Source organism: Paraburkholderia sp. RL17-380-BIE-A (assembly GCF_046028085.1).
GTDB lineage: Bacteria > Pseudomonadota > Gammaproteobacteria > Burkholderiales > Burkholderiaceae > Paraburkholderia.
Genome location: NZ_JARESQ010000006.1, coordinates 157,352 through 183,493 on the forward strand (window position 1 = coordinate 157,352; position 26,142 = coordinate 183,493).

General features: G+C 59.6%; 19 protein-coding genes and 4 pseudogenes. 8 read left to right on the top strand and 15 right to left on the bottom strand.

What is annotated here, in order from left to right; all coding sequences use genetic code 11:
* Window positions 1-185 precede the first annotated feature (185 nt).
* Together P0D68_RS12360 and P0D68_RS12365 are read right to left on the bottom strand one after the other, a co-directional pair.
* Window positions 186-830, bottom strand: a complete 645-nt coding sequence (locus P0D68_RS12360; protein ID WP_408293908.1) for a cysteine dioxygenase family protein — start codon at window positions 828-830, stop codon at window positions 186-188.
* A 40-nt stretch (window positions 831-870) separates the two neighbouring features.
* Window positions 871-1,247: pseudogene (locus P0D68_RS12365) on the bottom strand (ATP-binding cassette domain-containing protein); the annotation flags it as partial.
* 175 nt (window positions 1,248-1,422) lie between these two features.
* Here P0D68_RS12365 and P0D68_RS12370 point away from each other — a divergent pair.
* Window positions 1,423-1,950, top strand: a pseudogene (locus P0D68_RS12370) (transporter substrate-binding domain-containing protein); the annotation flags it as partial.
* A gap of 184 nt (window positions 1,951-2,134) precedes the next feature.
* On the opposite strand, the gene P0D68_RS12375 reads toward P0D68_RS12370, so the two are convergent.
* Window positions 2,135-3,076, bottom strand: coding sequence for a LysR family transcriptional regulator (locus P0D68_RS12375; protein WP_408293911.1), 942 nt, complete (start codon window positions 3,074-3,076; stop codon window positions 2,135-2,137).
* 474 nt (window positions 3,077-3,550) lie between these two features.
* Here P0D68_RS12375 and P0D68_RS12380 point away from each other — a divergent pair, with 474 nt between their 5' ends.
* The 3 genes from P0D68_RS12380 to P0D68_RS12390 are packed head-to-tail and all read left to right on the top strand — an operon-like array spanning window position 3,551 to window position 6,370.
* Window positions 3,551-4,987 (top strand): NAD-dependent succinate-semialdehyde dehydrogenase, encoded by a 1,437-nt coding sequence (locus P0D68_RS12380; RefSeq protein ID WP_408293914.1) that lies wholly within the window; start codon window positions 3,551-3,553, stop codon window positions 4,985-4,987.
* A 13-nt stretch (window positions 4,988-5,000) separates the two neighbouring features.
* On the top strand, window positions 5,001-5,372 hold the full coding sequence (locus tag P0D68_RS12385) for a carboxymuconolactone decarboxylase family protein (protein WP_408293917.1): 372 nt from the start codon (window positions 5,001-5,003) through the stop codon (window positions 5,370-5,372).
* Entirely contained in the window at window positions 5,369-6,370 is a 1,002-nt protein-coding gene (locus tag P0D68_RS12390; protein WP_408293920.1) for an NAD(P)H-quinone oxidoreductase, read from the top strand. The genes P0D68_RS12385 and P0D68_RS12390 overlap by 4 nt, the downstream gene beginning before the upstream one ends.
* 48 nt (window positions 6,371-6,418) lie before the next feature.
* Here P0D68_RS12390 and P0D68_RS12395 read toward each other — a convergent pair whose 3' ends face one another.
* From P0D68_RS12395 to P0D68_RS12450, 12 genes and pseudogenes are all read right to left on the bottom strand, one after another.
* Entirely contained in the window at window positions 6,419-7,897 is a 1,479-nt protein-coding gene (locus tag P0D68_RS12395) for a CHASE2 domain-containing protein (protein WP_408468457.1), read from the bottom strand.
* A gap of 38 nt (window positions 7,898-7,935) precedes the next feature.
* Complete coding sequence (locus tag P0D68_RS12400) at window positions 7,936-8,550, bottom strand: OmpA family protein (RefSeq protein ID WP_408293925.1); 615 nt, start codon at window positions 8,548-8,550, stop codon at window positions 7,936-7,938.
* A 14-nt stretch (window positions 8,551-8,564) separates the two neighbouring features.
* A complete protein-coding gene (locus P0D68_RS12405; protein WP_408293928.1) occupies window positions 8,565-9,017 on the bottom strand; it encodes a FecR family protein in 453 nt (150 codons plus the stop codon).
* 354 nt (window positions 9,018-9,371) lie between these two features.
* Window positions 9,372-9,629, bottom strand: a pseudogene (locus P0D68_RS12410) (LysR substrate-binding domain-containing protein); the annotation flags it as partial.
* 70 nt (window positions 9,630-9,699) lie between these two features.
* Window positions 9,700-10,689 (bottom strand): LysR family transcriptional regulator, encoded by a 990-nt coding sequence (locus P0D68_RS12415; protein WP_408293930.1) that lies wholly within the window; start codon window positions 10,687-10,689, stop codon window positions 9,700-9,702.
* 450 nt (window positions 10,690-11,139) lie between these two features.
* Window positions 11,140-13,944: an ATP-dependent Clp protease ATP-binding subunit gene (locus P0D68_RS12420; RefSeq protein ID WP_408293933.1), complete on the bottom strand. Its 2,805-nt coding sequence runs from the start codon at window positions 13,942-13,944 to the stop codon at window positions 11,140-11,142.
* Between the two features lie 492 nt (window positions 13,945-14,436).
* The gene (locus tag P0D68_RS12425; protein ID WP_408293936.1) at window positions 14,437-14,634 is read right to left on the bottom strand and encodes a hypothetical protein; all 198 of its coding nucleotides are present in this window, start codon (window positions 14,632-14,634) and stop codon (window positions 14,437-14,439) included.
* A 128-nt stretch (window positions 14,635-14,762) separates the two neighbouring features.
* The gene (locus P0D68_RS12430; RefSeq protein ID WP_408184438.1) at window positions 14,763-15,116 is read right to left on the bottom strand and encodes a host attachment protein; all 354 of its coding nucleotides are present in this window, start codon (window positions 15,114-15,116) and stop codon (window positions 14,763-14,765) included.
* Between the two features lie 218 nt (window positions 15,117-15,334).
* Window positions 15,335-16,306, bottom strand: a complete 972-nt coding sequence (locus tag P0D68_RS12435) for a Dyp-type peroxidase (protein ID WP_408293940.1) — start codon at window positions 16,304-16,306, stop codon at window positions 15,335-15,337.
* A gap of 108 nt (window positions 16,307-16,414) precedes the next feature.
* The gene (gene lon / locus P0D68_RS12440; RefSeq protein WP_408293943.1) at window positions 16,415-18,814 is read right to left on the bottom strand and encodes an endopeptidase La; all 2,400 of its coding nucleotides are present in this window, start codon (window positions 18,812-18,814) and stop codon (window positions 16,415-16,417) included.
* 33 nt (window positions 18,815-18,847) lie between these two features.
* Window positions 18,848-19,312, bottom strand: a complete 465-nt coding sequence (locus P0D68_RS12445; RefSeq protein WP_408293946.1) for an Hsp20/alpha crystallin family protein — start codon at window positions 19,310-19,312, stop codon at window positions 18,848-18,850.
* Between the two features lie 118 nt (window positions 19,313-19,430).
* Window positions 19,431-19,700, bottom strand: a complete 270-nt coding sequence (locus P0D68_RS12450) for a DUF1488 family protein (RefSeq protein WP_408293949.1) — start codon at window positions 19,698-19,700, stop codon at window positions 19,431-19,433.
* A 409-nt stretch (window positions 19,701-20,109) separates the two neighbouring features.
* Here P0D68_RS12450 and P0D68_RS12455 point away from each other — a divergent pair.
* The 4 genes and pseudogenes from P0D68_RS12455 to cydB form a co-directional block, all read left to right on the top strand.
* Window positions 20,110-20,217 (top strand): annotated as a pseudogene (locus tag P0D68_RS12455) (TOBE domain-containing protein); the annotation flags it as partial.
* Window positions 20,218-21,084: 867 nt separating this feature from the next.
* A complete protein-coding gene (locus P0D68_RS12460) occupies window positions 21,085-23,361 on the top strand; it encodes an FdhF/YdeP family oxidoreductase (RefSeq protein WP_408293952.1) in 2,277 nt (758 codons plus the stop codon).
* A 259-nt stretch (window positions 23,362-23,620) separates the two neighbouring features.
* Window positions 23,621-25,009, top strand: coding sequence for a cytochrome ubiquinol oxidase subunit I (locus P0D68_RS12465; protein WP_408293955.1), 1,389 nt, complete (start codon window positions 23,621-23,623; stop codon window positions 25,007-25,009).
* Between the two features lie 4 nt (window positions 25,010-25,013).
* Window positions 25,014-26,021, top strand: coding sequence for a cytochrome d ubiquinol oxidase subunit II (gene cydB, locus P0D68_RS12470; protein WP_408293958.1), 1,008 nt, complete (start codon window positions 25,014-25,016; stop codon window positions 26,019-26,021).
* Window positions 26,022-26,142 lie beyond the last annotated feature (121 nt).

The window sequence follows — 26,142 nt, forward strand, 5'->3', positions numbered from 1 at the left end:
ATCTGTTTTCCTTGTTGGCGGCATATTGCCGATTCAGTTCGCGCAACCGTTGCGAAGGCGGCCTGTGTGACTTGTTGCCTTCGTCGGTCAGGAAGCCCGTGCCGTGCCGGTCCTGGGCGATCCTGTCGTCGGCGCGATCGATGCGTGCAGAACGCGCGTCAGCAATCCATCGCCGCGCGCCGACATCAGCCGACCGCCTGGGTCGCGCGTTGCATGTGCGTCGCGTTGTAACGCACCACGAGACCTGTGTCAGTTTCGAAGCCAAGTCTCCCTGTCAACGTTTCGAGCGGCCGGCCGTACAGGTGAAAGTGCAGCGTAGGTTCCGCGCCGCCCACATGAATGCTGTGGATCTCGTCCGGCAGAAATGCGATCGGCACGCCTGGGCGCACCACCACTTCCTGCGCCAGTTCGAGTTGCGCGCGATCCGGGTCGCGGCCATCGTCGATACGCCGGTAGAGGCGGTTGAGTTCCGCGCCGTCGATTGCAGCGATCACGGCCCATGTGTCGTGGTTATGCGGGATTGTCGTCTTGCCCGGCAATAGCGAGTTCAGATAAAGCGCGAAACCGTCTTCGCCCGGGTTGAGCCGGTAGCGAGTCGACGTGTCGCCGCTGCCGGGTTGCGGCGGTGGAAAGTCAGTGGCATCGAACAGCGTGCGCTGGGCCGCGAGTTCGACCAGCCGTTCACTCAGCGCTTTGAGCGCCTCGCGCCTCACGCCGTTTTCGCCGATGATGCGGCGGGCGTCGGCGAGTAGTGCCTGCACGGCTTCGTGTCGTTGAGCGGAGAGGTCGTTGCGGGTTTCGTCAGTCGTGGTGGTGGTGGTCGTGGTCATGATCGTGAGGAATGGGACGAATTGCGCTCGCGGCGAGGACCGGATCGAGCGCCGACATCACTTCGTCGAACAGGATCCGGTCGGGCTGCATTGCCAGCGAGCGTGCTATTGCTACGCGTTGCTGCTGACCGCCCGACAATGCGCCCGGATACATCGGGCTTTGTCCGCGAGACACACTTTGGCGAGCAGCACATGGGTGTCGGTTCTCTTCGCGCGCACGTCGATGCCGTCGACGTGAATCTCGCTGGTTCGCGGCACGTTGCGCAGTGACAGCAATGCCCCGTTACCGCGCTGTCGAGCGACTTGCAGGGTATCGCTATCGGCGAGCGCGGCCGGCGTCTGCGCGCGCGCCGTGGCCGCTGCGTTGGGCGCGATACCGATGCGCGCCACGCGCTCGGAGAGAGCCAGTTTCGTCATTCGTTGGGTGTCCTGTCGTGAGTGCGGGGCGGTCGTGCCGGTATTCGAGTGGACGGCCGATCAACCGGCCGCCGAATCAGCCGCAAATTATTTTAGGAACGCAGAAGACATTCGCTAACCAATGAATGCGCGAAACCTTATCTATCGATCTGCTATGTGAGAGAAAAACTCGCAGCCGCGCGGCATCAACGTGGACCTTGCGAACGACATCGCCAAGCGCCCCTGTGCCAAGGTCCAATTGGTTTCGGTACAGCCCACTACTCGTGTACAGTTCCTGCAGCAATGCAAGGTCGACATCCTGATCGCCAATATGGAATACAACCGGCAGCGTGGGGAGATTCGCGATCACGTGCCGACACCGTACTATCGTGTGGGCGGTACGGCGATCATCCCGAAATCGAGCGGCATCACGAAATGGGAAAATCTGCGCGGCAAGCCCGTGTGCATCTCGCAGGGCAGCAGCCATATCCGGCCGGTCGTGGAGAGGTACGGCGCGCTTCCACGCGCGTTTCCCGGCGCGTCGCAATCGCTGCCCGCATTGCGCGGCGGGAGTTGTGTCGCGGCTGTACATGACGCTGCACCGCTGCTTTATCCGTTACAACAGCGCGACCCTGAATGGCGCGATTACCGGACCATTCAACCGGCGCTCGAACCGGCTTCGTCGGATTTCGCAATTCACGCGCTGGCTGGAGAAGCGGCTTGACGCGGGATGACGCATTGACCTGCTTGCGAATCTACCGCACCGAATCGTTGATCCGCGTGTGCAGATTCCTGACCTGATCGTCAGATGGCTACACAGCGACGACGGCTGCGTCCAGTTCGACCAGAGGCACAACGGTCCTCCTCTTTCAGCCGCGACAAGCTGACATCGGAACACACTGTTCCGTCTAAGATGGCGCACATTCGATCGCAAGCTCATTTGCGTAAGTTTGCAACTGCTCGCCGACCTGAGCTTTTAGCGCATCAACAAAGCGCTTGATTTTCGCGTCTACGAACTGCCGTGACGGATAGACCGCGTACACATTCCGCTCGTAGGTGTGAAATTGCGGCAGCACACGAACGAGCGTTCCCTTACGCAGGTCGTCGATCGCGGAGAATGCCGCAAGCAACCCTATTCCAGCGCCGTCGCGCAACGCCACGGCCATGGCCTCCATGTCGTTCACACTGAAGTGCGGGCCGGAGGGCCGGAAAACGGCAGTGTCGGAGGAACTCTGAAGATGCCATTCGTCGGGTGTGTAATCCACGGTGCTCAGCAGGACGTGCGCATGATCGGCCAGATCTTCCGGCTTCTCGGGCGCGGGATGCCGCGCCAGGTACGCAGGGGAAGCAGCCAGCACACAATGGCTGCTCCCGATCTTCTGGCTGACATAGGCAGAATCGGGCAACGCGCGGGCGATCACGACAGCCAGATCGAGTTGTTCCTCGAGGAGGTTGGGCATGCGTTGCGAGAGCAGCAAGTCGACCGAAACCTCCGGATACGCTTCGCGGTAAGAAAGCACCGCACGCGTTACAAGCTCACGCCCTAGTCCCGGCACAGCGTGGACGCGCAACGTCCCACGCGGCTCGAGCAACGCGCTGCTCGCCTCGGCTTCGGCATGCTCGATGTCGGCCAGGATCGACACGCAGCGCTCGTAAAAGCGGCGGCCCGCGTCGGTGACGACGAGGCGTCGCGTTGACCTTTGCAACAGTCGCGTGTTGAGCCCTTCCTCGAGCACTGAAACGGCTCGCGAAACATTACCGACCGTGGTATCGAGATGGTTGGCGACGGCAGTGAAACTGCTCATCTCCACGACCTTCACGAATACCGACATGTTGTAGACCTTGTCCATTCCGATTCTTCCCGTTGAGCTTTCATTCTTCTTTCCTCAATCGCGTGCGACAGGTTCAACGCCACGCCACAAGCACACCCAGCATGATACGCGTGGGTTTCGCCGAGAGCAGCGACGGGGTCAGGCAGCTCTATTCCCCCAGGCAGCACGTTCAAAAACAGCACGGGCGTTCCATAACAACGGCGCGATTTTTCCTCCAGCAACAAGACTGATTCTTTCCTGCTCCCCTAAAAGCCAATCGTCTTCAGGCCTAGACTTGGTTCCGTAGTCAGGCACTCACTGCACTTCACATCGAATCGAACACCGCTTTCCTTCCAGGAGTCGAAAGATGAAACGCACGCTTTCCATGCTCATGCTCGCCGCCACGCTCGCGGTGCCTATCCGAGCAACCTGATCAGACGCGCTTCGATTGCGCGAACATACCGCTCTCTTGATACGGATGCCTAATTTTTAATTACTGACGGAGGTAACATCATGAACGCAAGCTACGAACCGCTATACCTGTTTATCGACGGCAAATGGATTGCTGCACAAGAACGCGAAACCGCACCGGTCGTCAACCCTGCCACGAAACGCGAACTGGGTCGCGTGCCGCTCGCTACTAGCGCCGATCTCGACCACGCGCTCGCTGTCACACGCCGCGCATTCGAGGTCTGGCGCAAGACGGTACCCGCCGAACGCGCGCGCATTCTCAGGCGCGCCGCCGAGCTGATGCGCGAACGCGCGCCGCGAATCGCAGAACTGATGACACTCGAAGAAGGTAAGCCGCTTGCCGAGAGCCGCGATGAAGTACTGCGTGCCGCGGAGTACTTCGAATGGTTCGCGGAAGAGGCGCGCCGCATCGACGGCCGCGTCGTGCCGTCGAACCGCCCTGGCGTGCAGCAACTTGTGAAAAAGCAGGCAATCGGTCCGGTGGCCGCTTTCACACCTTGGAATTTCCCGGCCATCACGCCCGCTCGCAAGCTCTCGGCGGCGCTGGCAGCAGGCTGCAGCGTGATCATCAAGCCCGGCGAGGAAAGCCCCGCCACAGCCCTCGCGCTGGCCCGCGCGCTCGACGATGCAGGCCTGCCCAAAGGCGTTCTGCAGGTTGTGTTCGGCGTGCCCGATGAGGTCTCGAAGCGGTTGATCGCATCACCGGTGATCCGCAAAGTCACCTTCACGGGTTCGGTGCCCATCGGCCGTCTGCTCTCGGCGCGCGCGGCGGAAGGCGTCAAGCCCATCACACTCGAGCTCGGCGGCCACGGTCCGGTGCTGGTATTCGACGACGCCGACGTGGAGAAGGCGGCCGTCGACGGTGCGGCTAACCGCTTTCGCGGCACCGGCCAGGTCTGCATCTCGTCGACGAGATTCCTGATCCAGCGCGGCGTCTACGAGGAGTTCGTCGAACATTTTGTGCGGGCAACAAAGGCACTCAAGGTGGGTGACGGCATGGACCCCGACACCCAGGTCGGGCCGCTTGCCAATCCGCGCCAGCTTGCCAAGATGGAAGAACTGGTGGCGGACGCGGTGGCGCGCGGCGCAAAAGTGCTCGCGGGCGGCAAACGGATTGAAGGCGACGGCTACTTTTTCGAGCCGACCGTGCTCGCCGACGTGCCGATGGACGCACGCGTCATGCACGAAGAGCCGTTCGGCCCGATCGCCGTGCTGATGCGCTTCGAATCACTCGCCGACGGTCTTGCCGAAGCGAACCGTCTGCCGTACGGCCTTTCCGCCTATGCATTCACGCAGAACGCACGCACCGCGATCGACGTAGGCGATGGCCTTGAGGCCGGCATGATCGGCATTAACCAATACCGCATTGTCGCGACCGAACTGCCGTTTGGCGGCATGAAGGAAAGCGGTCACGGTTCGGAAGGCGGTGTCGAGGGTATCGAGTACTACCTCACGCACAAGTTCATCAGCCAGGCTTGAAAGGAGAATCGTCATGTCACACGCAGATTTCAGCAGCCCACGCGAAGCAGCGCGCGCCTTCACGCCGAAACTCGCAGAGTTCGTCGACGCCACGCTCTATCCGCAAATCTGGAACGATCCCGCGCTTTCGCCGCGCGACCGTAGTCTCGTGACGGTCGCCGCGCTGATCGCGGGCGGCCACCTCGACGAACTCCCCGCGCATTTGCGCCGCGCCGTGAATAACGGCGTGACATCCAAAGAACTGTCCGCCGCGATCACCCACCTCGCGTTTTACGCAGGTTTTCCGGCCGCGATCTCGGCCTCTGCCGTTGCGCAGGCCACGCTTGCCACGCCACACGAGCGTGCTTTGAACCCGAGCCAAACAACCAAGGAAGCGCAATCATGAAAGCCATCACACTCGAGGAATTCGGCGATGCCGACGTGCTGAAACTTGCCGACGTCCCGGTACCGGAGGTGCGTCCCGACGATCTGCTGGTGCGCGTGCATGCCGCCGGCGTGAACCGCGCCGATCTGACACATCGCCGGGGCGGCTATGGCCGTCCCAACTTCGGCGACTCGACCATCATGGGCCTTGAAATAGCGGGTGAAGTGATCGAGGTCGGCAACGAGGTGCAGGGTTACAAAGTGGGCGATCGCGTGATGGGCGTAGTAGGCGGGGGCGCGTACGCAGAGGTTGCACGCATCGACTGGCGCATGGCAATGCCGATTCCCGCCGTGCTCGACTACGTGCACGCCGCGGCGATTCCTGAAGTGTTCGTCACCGCTCACGAAGCGATGCTGCATCTTGGGGGCTTAAAGCGCGGCGACTCCGTTCTGATTCACGCGGCGGCAGGGGGCGTGGGCTCGGCCGCGGTCCAACTGGCGTATGCGACCGGTGCACGGGTCTTCGCTACAGCCGAAGGTAGCAAGCTTGAGCGCGTGGTGCAACTTGGGGCCGACGTGGTCATCGACTATCGCACTGAAGATTTCGCTGAAGTCATCAAGAAGACGACGAACGGCCGAGGTGTTGACGTCGTGATCGACTTCGTGGGCGCCCCGTATTTCGCGCGCAACGTGGCAACGCTAGCCAACGGCGGACGGCTGATCCAGGTCGGCATTCTTGGCGGTGGCGCTCAGGTGGCCGTCGAACTGGAGCAGATCCTTTACCGTCACCTGCAGATCAAGGGAACGGTGATGAAGTCCCGCCCGCAAGAGGAGAAACACGCGATGGTGCGGCGTTTTCGCGAGCATTGGCTCGAGCGCTTCGACGGCGGTGCCCGCCTGGAGCCGGTCGTGGACAGCACATTTGCGCTCGCTCGGGCCGCTGATGCACATCGGCGCATGGAATCAGCCACCAATGTTGGAAAGATCATCCTGACCATGGCGGCAGACGACCTGGTGTGATGTGCATCGACCGTTGTCGATTCGATACGCACAACCGCCACCTCAGGTTTATGGCGTTTTGCCGGCGCGGCCGTTGTCTTGCCCCCGCGCCGGCGCGTCCACGACTTCCGTTCTGATTGGTTCGTCGAGGCCGAGTAACGCCGGTGAAAGGAAGCAGCCCATGACCGCGGACAGAATAATAAATATGGCGGCCGCATCGACCAACAGTCCGAAGCGCATGAAAATAAAGAAGCAGCACAGAAGATTCAGCAGATGCAGGCATATACCCAGAGCGGTGACACCCTTGGGGAGGGTTCTGATGAATAACGCGAACCGAGAATGGGGGCGAGGCACATACCAGATGATCAGCATACCGAACGTCATGATCAACGCGCATTCAGCCCATTTCAACCACGTGGGGCGGCGCAGAAAACGTCCCTCGAAAATCGTCTCGATGACCTGCGCCTGAATCTCGATACCCGGCACCAACTCGCCCAACGCGGTCGTGCGCATGTCAGTCACGCCGGCACCGGTCAGTCCGACCAGCACCAATTTGTCCCGGATCCGTTCCGGATCGACTGTTCCCTGCAGGAGGTCGCGTGCCGATACGTAGCGGCTCAGCGTCGATCGAATGGACGCGAAATGCAACCAGATGTCCCCGCCGGGCTGTGTGGGCACCAGCGCATCAGCAACACCCACCGCTTGCACGCCCGATGTGTCGGCAAAAACGTCGATCGCAGCTGAACCCGTGGCGAGGCGGAGCATTTCAATTGGCAGACCGGGGACCAGCTTCTCCCTCAATCCCATGATGAGAGGAATATGCCGGACGACGCCTTGTTCGACCGCCACGCTCAGCATCGCCTGCCCGTGCGCCGCCGCCTGCAGCTCCGGCAGGCTGGCGAGCACATAGTCAAACCGTCTCACGTAGTCCAGTGGGTCGGTGCCGTGCACGAGGATCGGAGCGCTTCGCATATCAGTGCTGGTGGCGAAGGCGGAATGATCGAGCGCCGCGGCACCCAGGATAGTCGGCGCCGCGCGCAACGATCTGGCGAGAATGGCTTCGTGACTGGGTAAAGCCCGTAAGCCGGCGGCGAGCGTTTCAGCCGTTTTCGGCAGATTGCCGGCGACCTTGTCGGGTGAGGTTTGGTCCGGCTCCGGCATGTAAATGTCGAGACCGATAGCCAGCGGTTTCAGTGCCGCAATGGCATCGATCAGGCTCGCAAGTCGATTTCGCGGCCAGGGCCATTGACCGACGGTTGCGAGCGTCTCCTCGTCGATCTCGACAATAGTCACAGGCTGAGCAGTCGGAATGCGTGGGAAGTGGCGTTGATACTGATCGAATAGAATTTGCCGGGCCGTTTTAAAAGAGTCGGGAAGCGCCTCGTCGAGCGTATCCACGAAAGCGGGACGCGCTATGTCGCTCGGCCATTCGCTGCACAGGTTGAGCAGGCTCAGGCCAAACAGCACCGCCAGTGCCACCGGACGACCCTGAGCCGCCTTCAGCAGATTCCTGATACGGGCATGCCATAGGTCGAAAAAACGTTTCATCGACGGGAAGGCCATTCAGCGCCGATGAATGGCGCGGATCATTGGAGTGTGATGACTGCGCGCCGGTTCATGCGATTGGGAACGCCATCTGCGGTGGGCACCAGTGGCTCTCGCTTGCCGCGGGCAGCGGTCTCTATTTTTTGGGTGGGAACGCCTTGCTTGATCAGGAATGCTGCAACCGTCTTCGCCCGCTGCATGGAGAGTTGGTCATTGAATTCCTGAGAGCCCGCCAGGTCGGTATGACCGACCACCACCAGCTGCGGCGCGGGCCAGGTCGCCAGAACGGCTTTTAGCTGTTTGACCGTGGCCGCCGACTCAGGGGCCAATTCAGTGGAGGAATCAAACAGAAAGAAGATCGTAAATGTCATGGGGCGAGGCGGCCGGGCCGCAAGCAGCTCGCCATATCGTGTCTCCACGGTGGATTGGCTATCCATCGTTTTTTCTATGGCTCCGCCCTTGGTGACATCGACGCCGGCGTAGGCCTTGTCTATCTTCCGCTCTCCCGAGGCGCTGTGAACGATGACCGCTCCGACTTTGCCATCAGGATCCGGCAATAGAATAATTTTGTCCGGCGTGCTGCACGCAGCGAGGAAAAGCAGCATGACGCATGCCGCGGCAAAGGCCAGCCCGTGCGGTCGAATTGCAGCCTTCAACGTGCCCCTCCCTTTTATTTATCGCCCACTTCGATGATGAATTCGGTCCCGCGCACGCCCAGCGTGGTAGTCGGCGTGCTGAAGCGGACCGCATCCGGATTCGCCTTCGCCAACTTCCCGGAAATCACGGCCAGGGAGCCACGTTTGATGGAGGCGTCGAGCGTGCCTTCATGGGTCTTGGTATTGAACGCGAATTTGTTGAGTTCGAGGATGGTATTGGCGCCGGCCGAAAGTTGGGTGGTGTCCCGCAGCGTGATACCGACCGAGGACTCCGGGCCCGTCACGATGCGATCGTTGCCGTAAACCTCGCTGCCGATGGCCGCACCCGAACTTCCTTCAGCCCGCTCGATCTTCACCGTGCCCTTAACCGTCTTGACGACGCCGGCAGCATCGGCGGCCAGCGCATCGGCGACCGCCACGCACCCGCAGGCAAGAATCAAGGCATATTTGATGGCTCGAAGACACATCGGCGGCACCTGATTGCGTAAAGCTGCTTTCGGCGGGGCAGCACGGCCCCCAATGTCGACCCGGCGTTGTGCGCGTCCATTCCCCAACTTTTCGTAGAGCGGGGCTTGCGAAGGACCTACAGAAATACGGCTCCAGCAGCTCAGGTGGAGGCGTGTCTGCTGCATCGAACAGAATATGGCCCTGATCCAAATGGCTCTGTGCGGTTCCGCGCATATCGCAACAGCCCCCCTTTGGCAGCCGGCTCCAACCCAAGCGACCAATTCTCTATCGATTTTTTTCCTTGATGCCGCTTCTCCGGCTCTGCTTCCAGGTATCGCGCGAAATGTGCATCGGCCGCTGCTTACCTGGCCAAGCCGATGAGTAACAAAGGCGCCCTCACCGAGCGGTCCATGGCAAAAGCAGATATCTATATCCGCCGCGACAAGGTCGACGTCCCTGTCGCTCAGAACCAGCTCCAGATCCACCTGCGGATTTGCACCGCGGACAAGTGTCATTGCCTCCGGCACGATCGTCTCACCAAGACAGCCGGGCGCCGCGATACGGACCGCGCTCCTGAAACATTGCCTGTCTCTCGATAGATCCCGCGCGGCCTGCTCTGCAGCAAGCAGGATTCGCTTGCCTCATGCGGAAACCCCTAGGGAACCAGGCCGCACCTTTCCGGGCCTCATAATCGTTGTCGAACTAAGTCGGCAAAGAGGGCCTTTGAAATGCCGCCACCTTGTCGCCCAGACATCTTTCAACGCAGCTTGTCATTACGTCACAGTCGACGTGTACCCTCTCCAGCATTTCGGAGGTGCACTTTCTCAACATCGTCACAATCATCCGTACCCTTTGCGGCAAAGGGCGTTGCGCCTGGATCAGGACATTGAGATCGAAGGGCAACACTTCGAATTGCGGCAGTATGCGCACTAAACGGCCGTCTGATAGAGACTCGACACAAGCCGGCTCTTCCAGCACCCCGATGCCGACACCCGAGAGGATCATTTCATACATGGGCCGCCAGTGGCTCGTTTTAATCGCAGTACGGATCGGCGCGCTCTCCACGACGGTCTCAGCATGTCTGAGCGGCAACTGGTCGGTGCCAAACATACTCTGAACCCGAATAAAAGGGTGTTTTATCAGGTCCGGCAGCTCAGTGATCGGTCCGTGCCGGGTCAGATAGTCTGGCGCCGCGACGAGAACCCGACCGACCTGTCCCAACTGATGGGCGATGAATGCCCCTTCTCCGAGCTGCCCAAGACGAAAAGAAATGTCGACGCCCTCGGTGACGAGGTCGACGATCCTGTCATTGAGAACCAGCTCCAGATCCAGTTGTGGATAGGTAGCGCGCACAAGCGCCAACGCCTCCGGCACGATGGTCTCGCCAAAGCAATGGGGAGCCGCTATGCGAATCGTTCCCTTGATATCCTGCCCGTCGTTCGACACTTCAGCGACCGCCTGTTCCACGGCACGCAGAATCCGCTTGCTGCGCTCGTAGAAGGTGGCGCCTTCGGGCGTACAGTTGAAAGCGCGTGCGCTACGCAGCAGAAGCCGGCAGCCGAGATGCTTCTCGAGCCGCTCGATGCGCTCGCTCGCGGCCGGCTGCCCAATGTTGAGATCTCTCGCCGCGCCGGAGATGCTCTCTCGTTCAACCACCCTGACGTAAATCCGCATGGCTTCCAGCAGATTCATAGTACCCATCCTCCGTATGTGCCGGTTTCGCACGAATCGAACCAACCCTGACGCATCGAAAGGTCCCGATCCGGGGGTCCGGCAATGTTGAACTGATGGGTACAGATTAAGGTGGGGCCAGCTGCCGTAGAGTGCACACATCCGGCTGACTTGGATCAGTACAGTTCTGCCACGGTCTTCGCGCGAGGCGGCGGCAGGGCCACGCAAGCGCCGTTCAAACCGGGCAAGAGGCCCGGTAAACGCCGCTGCGCGCCGCATGGGAATTGTCGGAGGAATCTCCATGAGCAGCTTGAGAAGGACAGCAAGTGACTGATCCGCCAAGGCGGATACGGTCATGGAGAACGCCGCAACAGGCCAACCTCGTGAACGCGACAGTCTCGCGTTTCTCCAGACTGGGACACCGCACAGCATCAGGCGTGACCTGGCGGCGCCTCCCAGTTCGCACCATGCTCACCCCTTAGCGTGCGCACTTTCGGTTGACTCAGGGCTCGTGACCTCCCCTTTGGACGCCTTCTTCTTCGCGCGTCCGCCCCCGCCTTTCGCGCCTGTCGCCTTAGGCGGCGGAGATACCTCGCTCCTGCCGAACTTTACTTCGTCACTTTCCTTGTCGTAGCTGACCTCGACACTGTCGCCCGGCTTCAGGTTACCGTTGAGAATCTCCTTGGCGAGCCGCGTTTCCAGTTCCTGTCGGATCTGCCGCTTCAGCTCACGCGCGCCGAATTCCGGCCGGTAACCGGCCTCGGCGAGATGATCGATGACCGATTCGTCCATCTTGAGCGAGATGTCCTGGGCGGCCGCGGTACGCATGACCCGTTCAAGCTGAATCTGTACGATTGAGCGGATGTTGTCGCGAGACAGCCCATGAAAAACGATGACCTCGTCGATCCGGTTCAGGAATTCGGGGCGGAAATGGCCCTTGAGCACGCCCATCAACTCCTCGCGAAGCTTCTTCTCGGGCAAACGATCCCCCTCGGGCTTCTCGAGGTTGTCCATGATGAGGTGTGCACCGAGATTACTCGTGGCAATGATGATCGTATTGCTGAAATCCACGACGCGGCCCTTGCCGTCGGTCAGGCGCCCGTCGTCGAAGACTTGCAGCAAGACATTGCTTACGTCCGCATGCGCCTTCTCGATCTCGTCGAGCAGGATCACGCTGTAGGGTCGCCGCCGCACACGCTCGGTCAGCTGACCACCTTCGTCGTAGCCCACATAGCCAGGAGGCGCGCCAATTAGCCGCGCCACCGCGTGACGCTCCATGTATTCAGACATGTCGATACGAATGACCGCCTGCTCGTCGCCGAACACGGTTTCAGCGAGCGCCTTTGCAAGTTCCGTCTTGCCGACGCCGGTGGGTCCAAGGAACAGGAAGGTCGCGATAGGCCTGTTCGCCTGGCCGAGGCCCGCGCGCGACAGGCGCACGGCGTCGCTGACGGCAACAACGGCATCGTCCTGCCCTACCACGCGCTCGCGCAGCCTGTTCTCCATATCGAGCAGTTTCTGGCGTTCTTCCTGAGTAAGTTCAGTGACCGGAATGCCGGTTAAACGGGACACTACTTCCGCGATCGATGCAACCGTCACCTCGAGCGTTTCCGATCCTGTTTTCCGTTGCCATGCTTCAACCTGCTCATCGAGCCTCGACTGCTTTTCGTTGATGCGCTCTTCAAACTTCTTCGCCTCATCGTAACGCTTGCGTGACGACGCATAGTCCTGCTCGCGCTTGAGTTGCGCGATTTCCGCTTCCAGTTCCTGAATATCGGCCGGACGCGAAGTCGCACCGATCCGCACACGGGCGGCCGCCTGGTCGATCAGGTCGATCGCCTTGTCGGGCAGAAAGCGCGATGTGATGTAACGGTCGGACATCTCCGCGGCGGCGACGAACGCATCGTCGGCGAATGTGACCTGATGGTGCGCCTCGAGCTTGTCGCGAAGACCGCGCAGGATCACGATAGTCTGCTCGACCGTCGGCTCGGGCACCAGCACGGGCTGGAAGCGTCTTTCAAGCGCAGCGTCTTTCTCAATGTACTTCTGATATTCGTTGAGCGTGGTCGCACCAATCAGACTGAGTTCGCCGCGCGCGAGCGCCGGCTTCAGCACGTTGGCAATGTCGAGGCCGCCTTCTCCTCCGCCCTGGCCAGCGCCCACGATCGTATGCAATTCGTCAATGAACAGTACGAGTTCGTCACGTTTGGCGCTCACCTCATCGATCAGTTGCTTGGCGCGCTCTTCGAACTCGCCGCGATATTTCGCACCTGCCACCATTGAATTGATGTTGACCTCGACGAGCCGTTTGTTGCGTAGATCTTCCGGAACGTCATCGTTGACGATGCGCTGGGCCAAGCCCTCGACGATGGCTGTCTTGCCCACACCCGGCTCACCAATCAGGACCGGATTGTTCTTCTTGCGGCGCGCGAGCACCTCGATCGTGCTTTCGATTTCCTGCGCGCGGCCCAACACGGGATCGAGCTTACCTTGACGCGCCAGCGCGGTGAGGTCCCGCCCAAACTTGTCGAGTGTCGGTGTGCCGGTCGGCGTATCGACGCGGCCGTCCTCGGCCCCTTTACCGACGACCTTCACGACTTTTTGCCGCAAGGATTCCGGCGTCACGCCGTACTTCTTCAGCAGTGTTCCCGCGATACTGTCTGGCACCGACGCGAGTCCAATGAGCAGATGCTCCGGCCCGATGTAGGAGTGCCCCAGATCGCGCGATGCCTGAAAAGCGTGCTGGATCACTTTCTTCATGCGCGGCGAGATGGTCATCTTGTCCACCGGCGCATCGGGGCTCGCGGTTCCCTTTTGCGCGTGCTGGTCGATATACCCTTTGATATCCTGCGGCGAGAGTTTGAGTTCCTTCAGCAATGCCGTGCCGACATCGGTATCCGCCAGCACATACAGCAGATGTTCTGTGTCGAGTTCGGTCCGCTGGAGTTCATGCGCTTTCTCAGCGGCACGCTGCAACAGTTCAAGCGTCTGCTCGCTGAACGCGTCGGTGGCATCGACCGATTCCCGCGGCACTTCCGCTGAATATCCCGTATCGTCGTCTTCATGCTGCGAACCTTCGCCGCCAAGGCCTCCGAAGAAGCGGGACAGACCACCACCTCCGAGCAAGGAGTCGAACGGGTTGACCATGCTCTGATGCCGCATTAATTGCCGGTAGTCGTAGTCACAGATCGATAATGTCTTCCGCTCGCCGTTTTGAACTACGGTCACACGGGCAACAGCGGGACGAGCGTTACAGATTTCACAAAGGGCGGGCATCGGGAGTCACCTATCTGGTCAGTTAGTGCATCCGACTTCACAAAAAGAGATGGACGCGTTCACACGAATTGCGAAGGAGGAAGCTGCCGCGCGTCACAGGTAATCGCCGTGGACTGCGAAAGGATGCTTCGCGGCTCAACACAAGGAATTCGCGCCTCTAACGCTAGAGACGTGTACCGCGTCGGCCTGGTTCGCAAAGCCACACGGTAAGTTGTTGTTTCGAATTTTCTTGCGTCCGCTCTATGTGCAAACGAAGTTCCGGCAGAGGGAATCAACGCGACGTTCATCTCCGCGCGCCGAACCCCCGGAGAACTCTTCCGATTTGCCGAAGCGCCAATATGATTCGCGTGGCGGACCCAAATACCCTTTGAATTCTATGAATGAATCGTCAACAAGGGAACATTGGTTTTTCCGATGGTACGCATTGGAAGGCTTGCCGAATGCTATCGCGGCGCGGGAATTCGTCCGGATGAATCGCGATCGAGCAAGCCGTTACTTGCGCTCTTCGCGGCGGCCCTGCTCCTCGACGGTATAGATGGCCTCCGGGATGACCTCGAGTCTGGCCTTGGGTATCGGGTCCTCGAACTGCCAATCACTCGTATCAGCGAGATCCGGCAGGCCCGCGCCCTTTCGCACGTATAGCCCGAGCGGCGGCTTCTTCAGATTAATGTAGAAGTCGAATTCCTGCATTTCGAACACCTCACGCGAGTTAAGGTTGCAATGTCTTTGCGGTACAGGGCGTCTCTGTAGATAACGCTGCGAGAATGCTGGGCAAGGAATCTCATGCAAACTCAGCTATCGTCCACATTGTCCGGTCACTATCGGCGCAGGCGTGCCTCGATCTCACTGGTGCTGAGCGGCAACAGATCCCCGCTAATTTGCTCGAATATCAATCGACGAGTGTCCTCGCTCAGATTCGCTCGCACCATCCCGAGGAATTTCGGTTCGATAGCGAGCCTCAGTCGTTTGTAGAGTTGGTGAAGGCGCCCCTTCTCGATGTATTCGCCGACGCGCTTGGCAAACTTTTCGCGATCTTTCTCCGTGAGCATCGTGCCGGTGTATTCGTCGTTGACGAGTACTTCGACCTCCTGCAGGTCGAGTGTGAGTCCAGGCATCTGAAAAACACGCGCGCGGCCGCCGTCGGCCACAACAAGCCACGTAACTTCGACCATCGTTCACCTCCTGCCAGCGATTTTTAGCGGCACTTCGTGGTGCCACGATGCGGTGTGATGCCGAACCTGCTAAAAAGAGACAGCGCTCAAAATAGCAGTTCGAGCGCACGACACCGAGGGCCAATATCCGATTCAAGTATGAGCAGACCCTTGACCCGCGACGCAGCGGCCACCGCAGATAACCCGGCATCACTCGATGCCAATACAAACACAATGCATCAATCAGCCAGGTTGCTCAGAAACTTGCGGGACGGTGCGAAGAACGTGACGCCCGTGACAGCCTTGGAAAAGTCCAGAATTCGGTCATGAAGCGGGGGCGGATCGCCCATGAACATGCGTTCCAGCATCTTGCCGATCACCCACAAGTGGCGGGAATAGCCAATGAAGTAGGTCCCGTACTCGCCTCGACCCGGGACGGCGAAAGGCATATTGTCCCGCAGGATGTCGTGCTCGCCCTCGGCGTCCTCGATTGTGCAGAGCGTCTTGTGCGATTTCTGGCCCTGCGTCGCGTCCGGCAACTCGCTGTTGCTGAACTTGGTACGGCCAATGATCGCCTCCTGGGTCTCCACACTCTGCGCGCGCCAGGCCGACATGTCGTGCAGATACTTCTGAATCACGACATAGCTGCCGCCCGCATACTCCGGATCCTCGTCTCCGACAATGGTGGCGGCAGGCAGGTCCAGGCCATCGGGATTCGCGGTGCCGTCGACGAACTCGAGCAGGTCGCGTCCATCGAAGTAACGGAACCCGGCAACGTCATCGACTGCGGTGACGGCACTCCCAAAGGCCTCAAGCAGAATCCGCTCGAACTCGATAATCACGCCCATCGAAGCTGCGCGGATGTGAAACAGCAAATCGCCTTCGGTGGACACCGCGGTATGAGTGGCACCTCGCACCTCCTTGAACGGCGCAAGTTCACTGGGTGCCGGGTTCCCGGTAAGCGGCCCCCACGCACGGTGCGAAATCCCCACGTTGCAGGTGAATACACCGCCGTCAGCACGGGTCCTGACGTCCTTGACGAGGTCATCGGTGCTTCCCACCACGGAGCGGGCGGTTGCGATCGAAGCGTCATCGTCGTTCACGACGAGAACCAGGAACGCGGCCGCAGCGGACAACGGCGCATCGATGGATTGCGGCTCGGTGCCGAGTGCATGCTGCGCAGCGGAGATCGGCGAAGATATCGGACTCAAGTTCCCTCCTGTTGCGGACGTGAGGATGAGCCGGCGCCAAATGTGCGTCCCAAGTCTTTTGCAGGCCGCAACTCGCCACCCATCCCTGTCGACACATGTGTCCACGTTTCAATCGGGCTTCACCGATTCGTGCTCGATAATTTCCCGTACCGCGTCGTCCACAGTCTCCAACAAGACGAATCGCATCTGCTCGCGTGCGTCGACAGGAATGTCCTCGAGGTCGGGTGCATTGCGCGCGGGCAGCAAGACTGTCCGGATACCGCCACGCAATGCCGCAAGCACTTTTTCCTTGATGCCGCCCACCGGCAAAACAATGCCTCGCAGGCTGATTTCGCCAGTCACGGCACAGTCGCTGCGCACCGCTCTCCGCATCAGTAGCGAAGCAATCGCAATGAACATGGCGACGCCGGCGCTCGGGCCGTCCTTAGGGACTGCGCCGGCAGGCACATGTACGTGAATGTCGCGCTTGTCGAAGTTCGAACAGTCGATATGCAGGGACTCGCAGCGCGACTTCACCAGCGTCAACGCAGCCTGGACACTTTCCTTCATCACGTCGCCCAACTGGCCCGTCAGCACGAGCCTGCCGCCACCCGGCGTGCTGCTCGCCTCGATGAAAAGCAGATCGCCGCCAACCGGCGTCCACGCGAGTCCGGTCACCACGCCCGGCAAGCTCGTACGCATCGCCACTTCACTTTCGAAACGGCGGTGCCCCAGTATCGACGGCAGACGATCGGGCTCGATGCGCTCAAGTGTGGAGGGGTCTTCGGCCACACGCAACGCGACATAGCGGAAGACGGCGCCGATCTGCCGCTCCAGGCTTCGCACGCCGGCTTCGCGCGTATAGTCACGGATGATGGACCTCAGCGCCTCATCGGGCAGTTCGCATTGCGCCGCCGTCAAGCCGCACGCCTCCAATTGACGCGGGACCAGAAACCGCTGGGCGATCTGGAATTTCTCGGCCTCGGTGTAACCGGGTAGATCCAGTATTTCCATACGATCCCGCAAGGGACCAGAAATGCCTTCCGCCTGGTTGGCAGTGGCCACGAACACCACTGCAGACAGATCGAACGGCACGCCCAGATAATTGTCGCGGAAAGCCGCGTTCTGCTCCGGGTCCAGAACCTCGAGCATCGCCGCGGCCGGGTCACCGTGTATGCCTTGCCCGAGCTTGTCGAGTTCGTCGAGCAGCATGACGCAGTTGCGCGCCCCCGCTTTGCGGATGGCCTGGATGATATTGCCCGGCATCGCGCCGATATAAGTACGCCGATGGCCGCGTATTTCGGCTTCGTCATGCACGCCGCCCAGGCTGACGCGCACAAACGGCCGATCCAGCGCACGAGCGATGCTCTGTCCAAGCGATGTCTTGCCAACACCGGGCGGCCCGAGAAAACAGAGAATGGGTGCTTTGCCGCGTGGATTGAGCTTTCTGACACCGAGATATTCGAGGATGCGGCGCTTCACCTTATCCAGGCCGAAGTGCGCTTCGTCGAGTATCCGGCGGGCGCGAGCGATGTCGATAGGCGCTTCTTCCGGAAGCTGCCAAGGGAGTTCGGTCAGCCACTCAAGGTAGCTCACGCTGATGGAATACTCCGACGAAGCCTCCGGCGTCCGCTCCAGTCGGCCCAGCTCTTTGCGCGCATGAGACTCGACATCCACCGGCATGTGAGCCGCGTCAATTGCCTCAGTCAGCTTGCGCGCGTCTTCGTGGTTTTCGGCATTCTCGCCGAGTTCGTTCTGGATAGTCCTGAGTTGCTCGCGCAGCATCATTTCGCGCTGACGCTGGTCGAGCCGGCCGCGCGTCTGCTCGCCGATTTCCTGCGACAGGCGAAGCACTTCGATGCGCCCTGCAACGGCGTCCAACACTTTGTCGAGCCGCTTGCAGAGGTCGAGCGTTTCCAGAATCTCCTGCTTGCGTACCGGAGGAATGTCGAGCAAACCGGCAATCGTGTCGGCGAGTTGGCCGGGCAACTCGATGGCATCGAGCGCCCTCACGAGTTCACCGCCTGCATTGGGCAGCAGTCCGATCATTTCCCCTGCGCGCTGCCTCAGAACGAGTGCCCGTGCGTCGATGGCGGAGTTCCTGGCCGCGCTTTCGGGCAGCAGTTCAACTCGCGCGGCCCGGAACCCGAGGCCTTCCACCGGCGCAATCAGGCGAAAGCGCTCCACGCCCTGACAGATGAGATGATGCGCGCCATCTTCCGGACTCGTGACGTAGCGCACCACGTTCGCGAGGGTGCCGATCGTGTGGAGGCCATCGAACGGCGGATCCTGTGCCTGCGGATCGCGTTGCAACACGATGCCCAACGGTTGCTGCCGTTTGACGGCGGCCTGCACATCCTCCTTGGCCTGCCCACGCCCGGCGGTAAACGGCAACACCATGCCTGGAAACAGCACGGCATTACGCACCGGAAGCAGGATCAGCGGTTCATTGGACAATGCGGACGTCGAAGCCGTTGCCTCGCTCACCGGGCTGGACTCGGAGGTCTCGTTTTCGCTGTCCGTATTCATCCTCGTTCCTCGATTCGCCGGCGCTTGCCAGACTCAATCCAGCCTTTCGAAGCCGAGCACCAGACATCCGTGTTCCGCGTCGCGCCGCGCCAGTCGATAGTGACCGGCGGGAAGCTGGATGTGCCGCTCAAAACGCCCATAGGGAATTTCCATGCAATGGACCGTGCCAGCGGCGAAGGCTTGAGGCAATTTTCTTTCGGCCGCGACGATCAGCGTCGGACCTTCGAGGTTCAGATCGACCAGATCGGGAGAAACGCCCGGCAACGCAACCACGATCACGAGTTGCCCATCCTGCTCGTACACCTCGATCGGTGGCTCCCAAATGGGTACCCGGGCATGCTGACCCGCCAGCCGGAAGAATTGCCGGTGCAACCGCTCTGCACGTTCAATCGCGTCGACGGCTGCTTCCCACATGATGTTATGGCGGGTGAAAGTCACGGGCCGACTCCATGCCTGTTCGATCGGTGCGACATTGGCTGTCCATTCATCAAAGGCCATCGCTGCACGCCTGTCAAGCTCGTGTGTAGTTGACCCTGGTTTAGGGCAAATACGATACGGCTCACATGCCGATTCATAACATCGGCGCGAACGTGTGTCGCGCCCGGCCCAGGTTGCGTCAGGACGCGAAAACCTCGGCGTTCAACTGCAGTGGCTCGCCCGTCAAGCCGCCGCGAATCGCGGCTGCGGCCTTCTCGTATATCAACTCGCGGTGCTGCTCGAACTCCTGCACCAGATCGGATTTATGACCACCCGGCAGAGACAGCTCGTGCAGCACTTTCTTGCTCACGACGCAAAAGTGGTGAACGCTGTCAACTTTGATGCCGAATTTAACCACTTCGTGTCCGTCCACATGTACGACCCGAATGCCTTCTATGGTGTCGGCCATCGTCGCCTCCGTTGCTAGCCGTTCAAAAAGACTAGCACGAAAAAACCGCTCCGATGTTGAATTTGCGGGCAGTCGCACGGCGCCTTTGCGCAGCCGCCAGGCGAATCGCCAACCCTACGGGGCAGACGATCCAACCCGCTCATCCATTGGTCGGATCAGGGATAAATTTTGTGATTCGCGATAGTCTGAGGCTTACTATTTCCGCCTATGCTATACGCAATGAAATCCGCATGAGTGGCATCCGCGATTTCATCGCTCACCGGAATTCGCGTTACAGCGGATGAAGCTGCAAGGTAAGACATGCGAACAGCAACCCAACTTGCGAGGGACCTTCAAACCCGAGCCGGAGAAACGTATGCGAACCAGCGCGCGTAATCATTTCGCAGGTCATATCGCAGACGGCGAAAAAATCGTTTCAATCATCACCAACGAAAGCGTGGATCGCCTTGGTCTCGCCGTCGGCAAGCCCGCGACTGCCATCTTCAAAGCCTCGGGCGTCATTGTCGGGGTCGAATGAGGTTGGACGTTCGCGGTCCAGCGTGAACGAGAGTAAACAAGCGAAGAGCAGCCATGAAGCGAGAATCATCCAGTCGACGTATGGGTTTCCTAAGCGACCTGAAGTGGATGTTGATCCTCTGGTGCGTAGGAGTCGGAGCCACCGCACTGCTCGTATTACCAATTCGCCTGCTAATAGCAGCGATGATGCGGAAATAGCAGACGCCGGCTCCCGCGCTCGCTGACTCCAATAGATGCTATCGGGCAGACAGACGTTAACAGTGGTTCGACTTATCCATAGAATCAAATCAACCTTACACCTCTGTGCTCTTGATGACATGGCTCCGAACGGCGCTGGAAAAGATCGGCCTCGTAGCAGATGCCCTCATCCATCCGCAATGACGACTCAGACCTGTCATTTTCAGCGCGCGTGGACTACTTTGATAGGGATGTCGCGGTCGACAAGGCCCGGGACTCGTATCTGGGATGGATAAGCGAGGAGAGACTTCGGCTTATCTCGATCCGCTACCGTACCAGGTCACGGAGTATGTTTTTGTAGGACGAATTAGCCCAAGAGCTGATCCGCACGAGACCGCCCATTAAGCGCCGGATATTTGCGAGAGAATCATATCCACTTCCATCCGCATAAATACATTATTCTTGTCACACTGAATACAGAAGCTTTATCCAACCTCCGCTATATACGGCCAAACCTATCGCAATTTTAGTTAGCCCACATGCACGATTATTTTTGCCTTGCGCACCCGATTTGATTAACTAGACTGATTCGCAGAAGTAGCCATATCGCAAGCCGCCAGGCGGCGCAATCCCAGAGCCATACAGGCTATCCCGTCCCTAGCAGGACTACGCTCGTTCATTGGAGGTTCATGTGGCCAAGCTACGCGACGTGCCAGGCATCAGGCCGTACGAAGGTCCCGCCGGCGGTTGGGGCGCACTTAGGGCAACTGCTCAGGCAATTCATGATCAGATGGAGAGCATAGAGGCTCCGATCACGCTGCTGCGAACGAATCAGCCTACCGGTTTCGATTGCCCGGGCTGCGCCTGGCCCGACAAGGAGCACCGCTCCACATTTCAGTTCTGCGAGAACGGGGCGAAAGCTGTCACGTGGGAAGCGACTACTAAACGCGTGCCACCGGAATTTTTCGCAAGCAATACCGTCAGCTCGCTTCTCAAGATGTCCGACTATGAACTCGAGGACAAGGGACGGCTCACGCATCCACTCGCATACGACCGCGCGACTGATACGTATCGCGCTGTCGAATGGGAAGATGCGTTCGCGCGCATCGGCGAGATCCTGCGCTCGCTGACACCGGATCAGGTCGAGTTTTATACGTCGGGCCGCGCTTCGAACGAAGCTGCATACCTTTACCAGTTGTTCGCGCGCGAATACGGCACGAACAATTTCCCTGATTGCTCGAACATGTGCCACGAGCCAACCAGCGTGGGATTACCGCAGTCGATTGGAGTTGGCAAGGGTACGGTATCGCTCGATGATTTCGATTCGGCGGAGCTCATCATTGCGATCGGCCACAATCCCGGCACCAATCACCCACGCATGATGGGCACGCTCCACGAAGCCGCCCGGCGAAACGTGCCGATCATCGTGTTCAATCCGTTGCGGGAGCGCGCGCTGGAGCGTTTTGCCGACCCGCAGAGCATGCTGGAAATGGCAACCTTTGGATCGACGCGGATTGCGTCGACCTATTTCCAGGTCGACGCAGGCGGCGACGCGGCGGCGCTAAAAGGTGTCATGAAAGCGTTGCTCCAGATGGAAGCCGAGCAGGGAAACATCCTTGACCGGGAATTCATTGCAACACATACCGAAGGGTACGATGCCTTCGCCGCGGATCTCGAGGCAACGTCGTGGGACGACATCGAAAAGGCAAGCGGCCTCACTCGCGCCGATCTTGAGCACGTGGCCATCGCTTATGCCAAATCCAATGCGACGATCGTGACCTATGGCATGGGCGTCACGCAGCATAACAAGGGAACCGCCACGGTCCGGCTGATTGCCGACCTGTTGCTTCTACGCGGTAACTTCGGAAAGCCCGGCGCGGGCATCTGCCCGCTGCGCGGACACTCCAATGTCCAGGGGAACCGTACCGTCGGCATTACTGAGAAGCCTTCTCCGGAGTTCCTCAAATTGATCGAAACAGCGTGTGGCTTTACACCGCCCTCCGAGCATGGACACGACGCGGTTCAGGCCATGCAGGCCATGATCGATGGCAAGGCGAAGGCGCTCCTTTGCCTCGGCGGAAATTTTGCCGTTGCGTTGCCGGACCCCGAACAGTCCTTTCCCGCCATGGCCAAACTCGATCTGGCCGTGCATATCGGCACCAAGCTCAACCGTACGCATCTGCTGGTCTCGAAGGAAACGTATCTATTCCCCTGTCTCGGGCGAACCGAGCTCGACATGCAGACTGGCGGACGACAATCGATCACCGTCGAGGACTCGATGTCGATGGTCCACGCGTCGTCGGGCAAGCTCACGCCCGCGTCGGAACACTTGCGCTCGGAGCCCGCAATCGTCGCGGGTATCGCGCGTGCCACGCTACCCAATACGAAATTGCCGTGGATGGAACTTATCGCCGACTACGACAATATCCGGGACCTGATTGAACAGACCGTTGCCGGCTTCGAGGATTTCAACGCCCGCATCAGAGTTCCCGGCGGTTTCCGGCTGCCGCTTCCGCCAACCGAGCGGCAGTGGCATACCCCAACCGGAAAGGCGATGTTCTCCGTGTACAGCGGTGTGAAGGAAGATGCCGACGTGCTCGGTGCTGAAAACGTGCTTCGCCTCATCACGATCCGTAGCCACGATCAGTACAACACCACCATCTACGCGATGGACGACCGCTATCGGGGCGTATTCGGCAGACGAGACGTCCTCTTTATGAACCAGGAGGACATGGCCGCACACGGCATCGAACATGGGGACCTGGTGGACATCGAAACGCTCACTTCTGGCAGGCCGCTCAAACTGAAGAACATTACCGCGATCATCTACAACATCGCGAAAGGTTCGGTCGCGGCTTATTACCCGGAAGCCAATGTTCTGGTTCCACTCGACTATATCGACAAGGAAAGCGGCACGCCCTCATACAAATCGGTGCCGGTTCGGGTAGAACGCGTAGCGACGAGCTGACTTTGTGCGGGCCTGCAGATCCGGTATGCCGGTGCGTTGTCGCCGGCTTATCGGCAATCAGGCGGCCCGATCGCGACTTCGTGCAGCGATAGACAAGAACCGCGCGATAGAGCGTTGCCCCGGCGGGCCGCCTTGCTGGTTTTACCGTCACAAGGAAATACCTTCTAGCAGAGATTAAAATCAGCCACATTGTCGTAGCACCGCCCATTCCGTTCGTCTGCATACGCTTGCTGTTATCACCTGGAGCTATTGACCGATCATGGAAATCTTCGACGCCTTTCATCTCGCCAGGTTGCAGTTCGCGTTCACGGTGTCATTTCATATCGTCTTCCCGGCGATCAGCATAGGCATGGCCAGCTTCCTCGCCGTTCTGGAATGGCGTTTTTTGCTGACGGGCGACAAAGCCTACAAGGACATGTACCTGTTCTGGTCGCGGATCTTTGCGGTCGGCTTCGGCATGGGTGTCGTCTCCGGGGTCGTCATGGCCTATGAGTTCGGCACCAACTGGAGCGGGTTTTCGTTGATTGCCGGCAATATCACGGGCCCGCTATTGACCTATGAAGTTCTCACCGCTTTCTTCCTTGAGGCCGGCTTTCTCGGGATCATGTTGTTCGGCTGGCATCGCGTGAGTCCTCGCGCTCACTTCTTCGCCACCTTCATGGTTGCCGTGGGGACGCTGATTTCGACCTTCTGGATTCTGGCTTCGAACAGCTTCATGCAAACGCCGCAGGGATTCGCCATGGAAAATGGCCGTATTGTCCCTGTCGACTGGTTCAAAGTCATTTTCAATCCGTCATTTCCCTTCAGGCTCGCCCACATGACCGTTGCTGCGTTCATCGTCGCAGCCTTCATCGTGGCCGCCTGCGGCGCCTGGCACCTGCTTCATTGGCGGCGTGACGTGCCGGTCAAGCGCAGCTTTTCAATGGCGCTGTGGATGCTGCTAGTGCTCACACCGATACAGATTCTTGTCGGCGACGCACATGGCCTGAATACACGCGAGTATCAGCCGGTGAAGATCGCGGCTATCGAAGGCCTGTGGGAAACCGAGCATGGTGGCACCGCCCTGAACTTGGTCGGCCTGCCCGATATGAATGCGGAGGTCACACGATACGCGATCCAGGTACCGCATCTCGGCAGCCTGATCCTGACGCATAGTTGGGATGGAGAGATTCGCGGAATGAAAGAGTTTCCGCCAGAGGACCGCCCATATTCTCCAATCCTGTTCTGGACGTTCCGCATCATGGCCGGTCTAGGCATGTTGATGCTATTGACCGCCGTGGTCGGCCTGCTGCTAAGGCGCAATGGCCGGCTCTATGAAACCCGCTGGTATCAATGGTTTGTGTTGTGCATGGGGCCATCCGGCATCGTGGCTCTGCTGGCCGGGTGGATTACGACGGAAGTTGGCCGACAGCCTTGGACAGTTTATGGCGTTGTGCGCACCGTGGACTCCGTGTCGCCAATCGGCAGCCAGCAAGCAGGCGTCACCTTGTTGATATTGGTCATCGTCTATTTCCTTGTGTTCGGCACCGGCGTCTACTACATGCTGAAGATGATGAAGGCAGGTCCTTCTGCAGGCCTCGAAACACGCGAGTCGTTGAAGTATCCCGAACTGCACAATCGTGCCATGGACGCGCTGGAAGGAGAATAACGTCATGCAAATCGATCTTCCTGTTGTCTGGGCGTTCATTATTGGACTCGGCGTTTTTATCTATGTGATGCTCGACGGCTTCGATCTGGGCATCGGCTTGCTGTTTCCATTCTTTGAAGACAAAGGCGAGCGTCACGTCATGCTCAATACGGTCGCCCCGGTTTGGGACGGCAATGAAACGTTTCTGGTGTTGGGCGGAGCCGGGCTCTACGGTGCTTTTCCCGTTGTCTACTCCACGCTCCTACCTGCCAACTATATGCCGCTGATCCTGATGGTGGTGGGTCTGATTTTTCGTGGCGCGGCGTTCGAACTTCGCTCGAAGGCCAAGCGCACGCAGCACGCATGGGATCTCGCATTTATCGGTGGCTCGGCGCTCGCGGCGCTCTGCCAGGGCATCACGCTAGGCTCGCTGCTACAGGGCATCAAGATTGTCGACTCCCGCTTCGTCGGCGATCCGTTCGACTGGCTCTCACCTTTCAGCCTGTTCTGTGGCATAGGCGTATTGATGACCTACGCGACGCTAGGGTGTGGCTGGCTCATCCTCAAGACGGACGGCGAATTGCAGCGCAAGATGCGGGAATTGATGCGGCCTCTCGTCCTCGTGCTGCTGGCAACCATTGGAATCGTTAGCCTGTGGACCGTGATCGGATTGCCCGCGGTAGAAAAACGCTGGTTTGGAAGCGGCCAGCTTGGATGGTTTCTGCCCGTGCCGATACTGGTCGTTCTCTGCGTCTGGGGCATCCTCCGCTCGGTGCGGCTACAACACGAGGCAATGCCATTCCTTCTCACGCTAGCCATCTGTTTTCTCGGCTACACCGGCCTCGTGATCAGTATCTGGCCGTACATCATTCCGCCATCGCTGACGATCTGGGAAGCTTCGTCGAGTCACTCCAGCCAGCTCTTTGCGCTCGTCGGCACCGTCATCGTGCTGCCGATCATCCTCGTCTATAACGCCATGCAATATCGCGTGTTCCGTGGGAAGGTACGTGAAGGAGACCCGGGCTACCACTGATTCGCAGCACGCAAGCAGGCGGTCGCCTTCCGCGGGGCTGAGCGGTATTCATACCATTGGGATGGCGCCTCGCGCGGTCGCCTGATATCTGGATGCGCCATTCGGCACATAACAAGAGCAC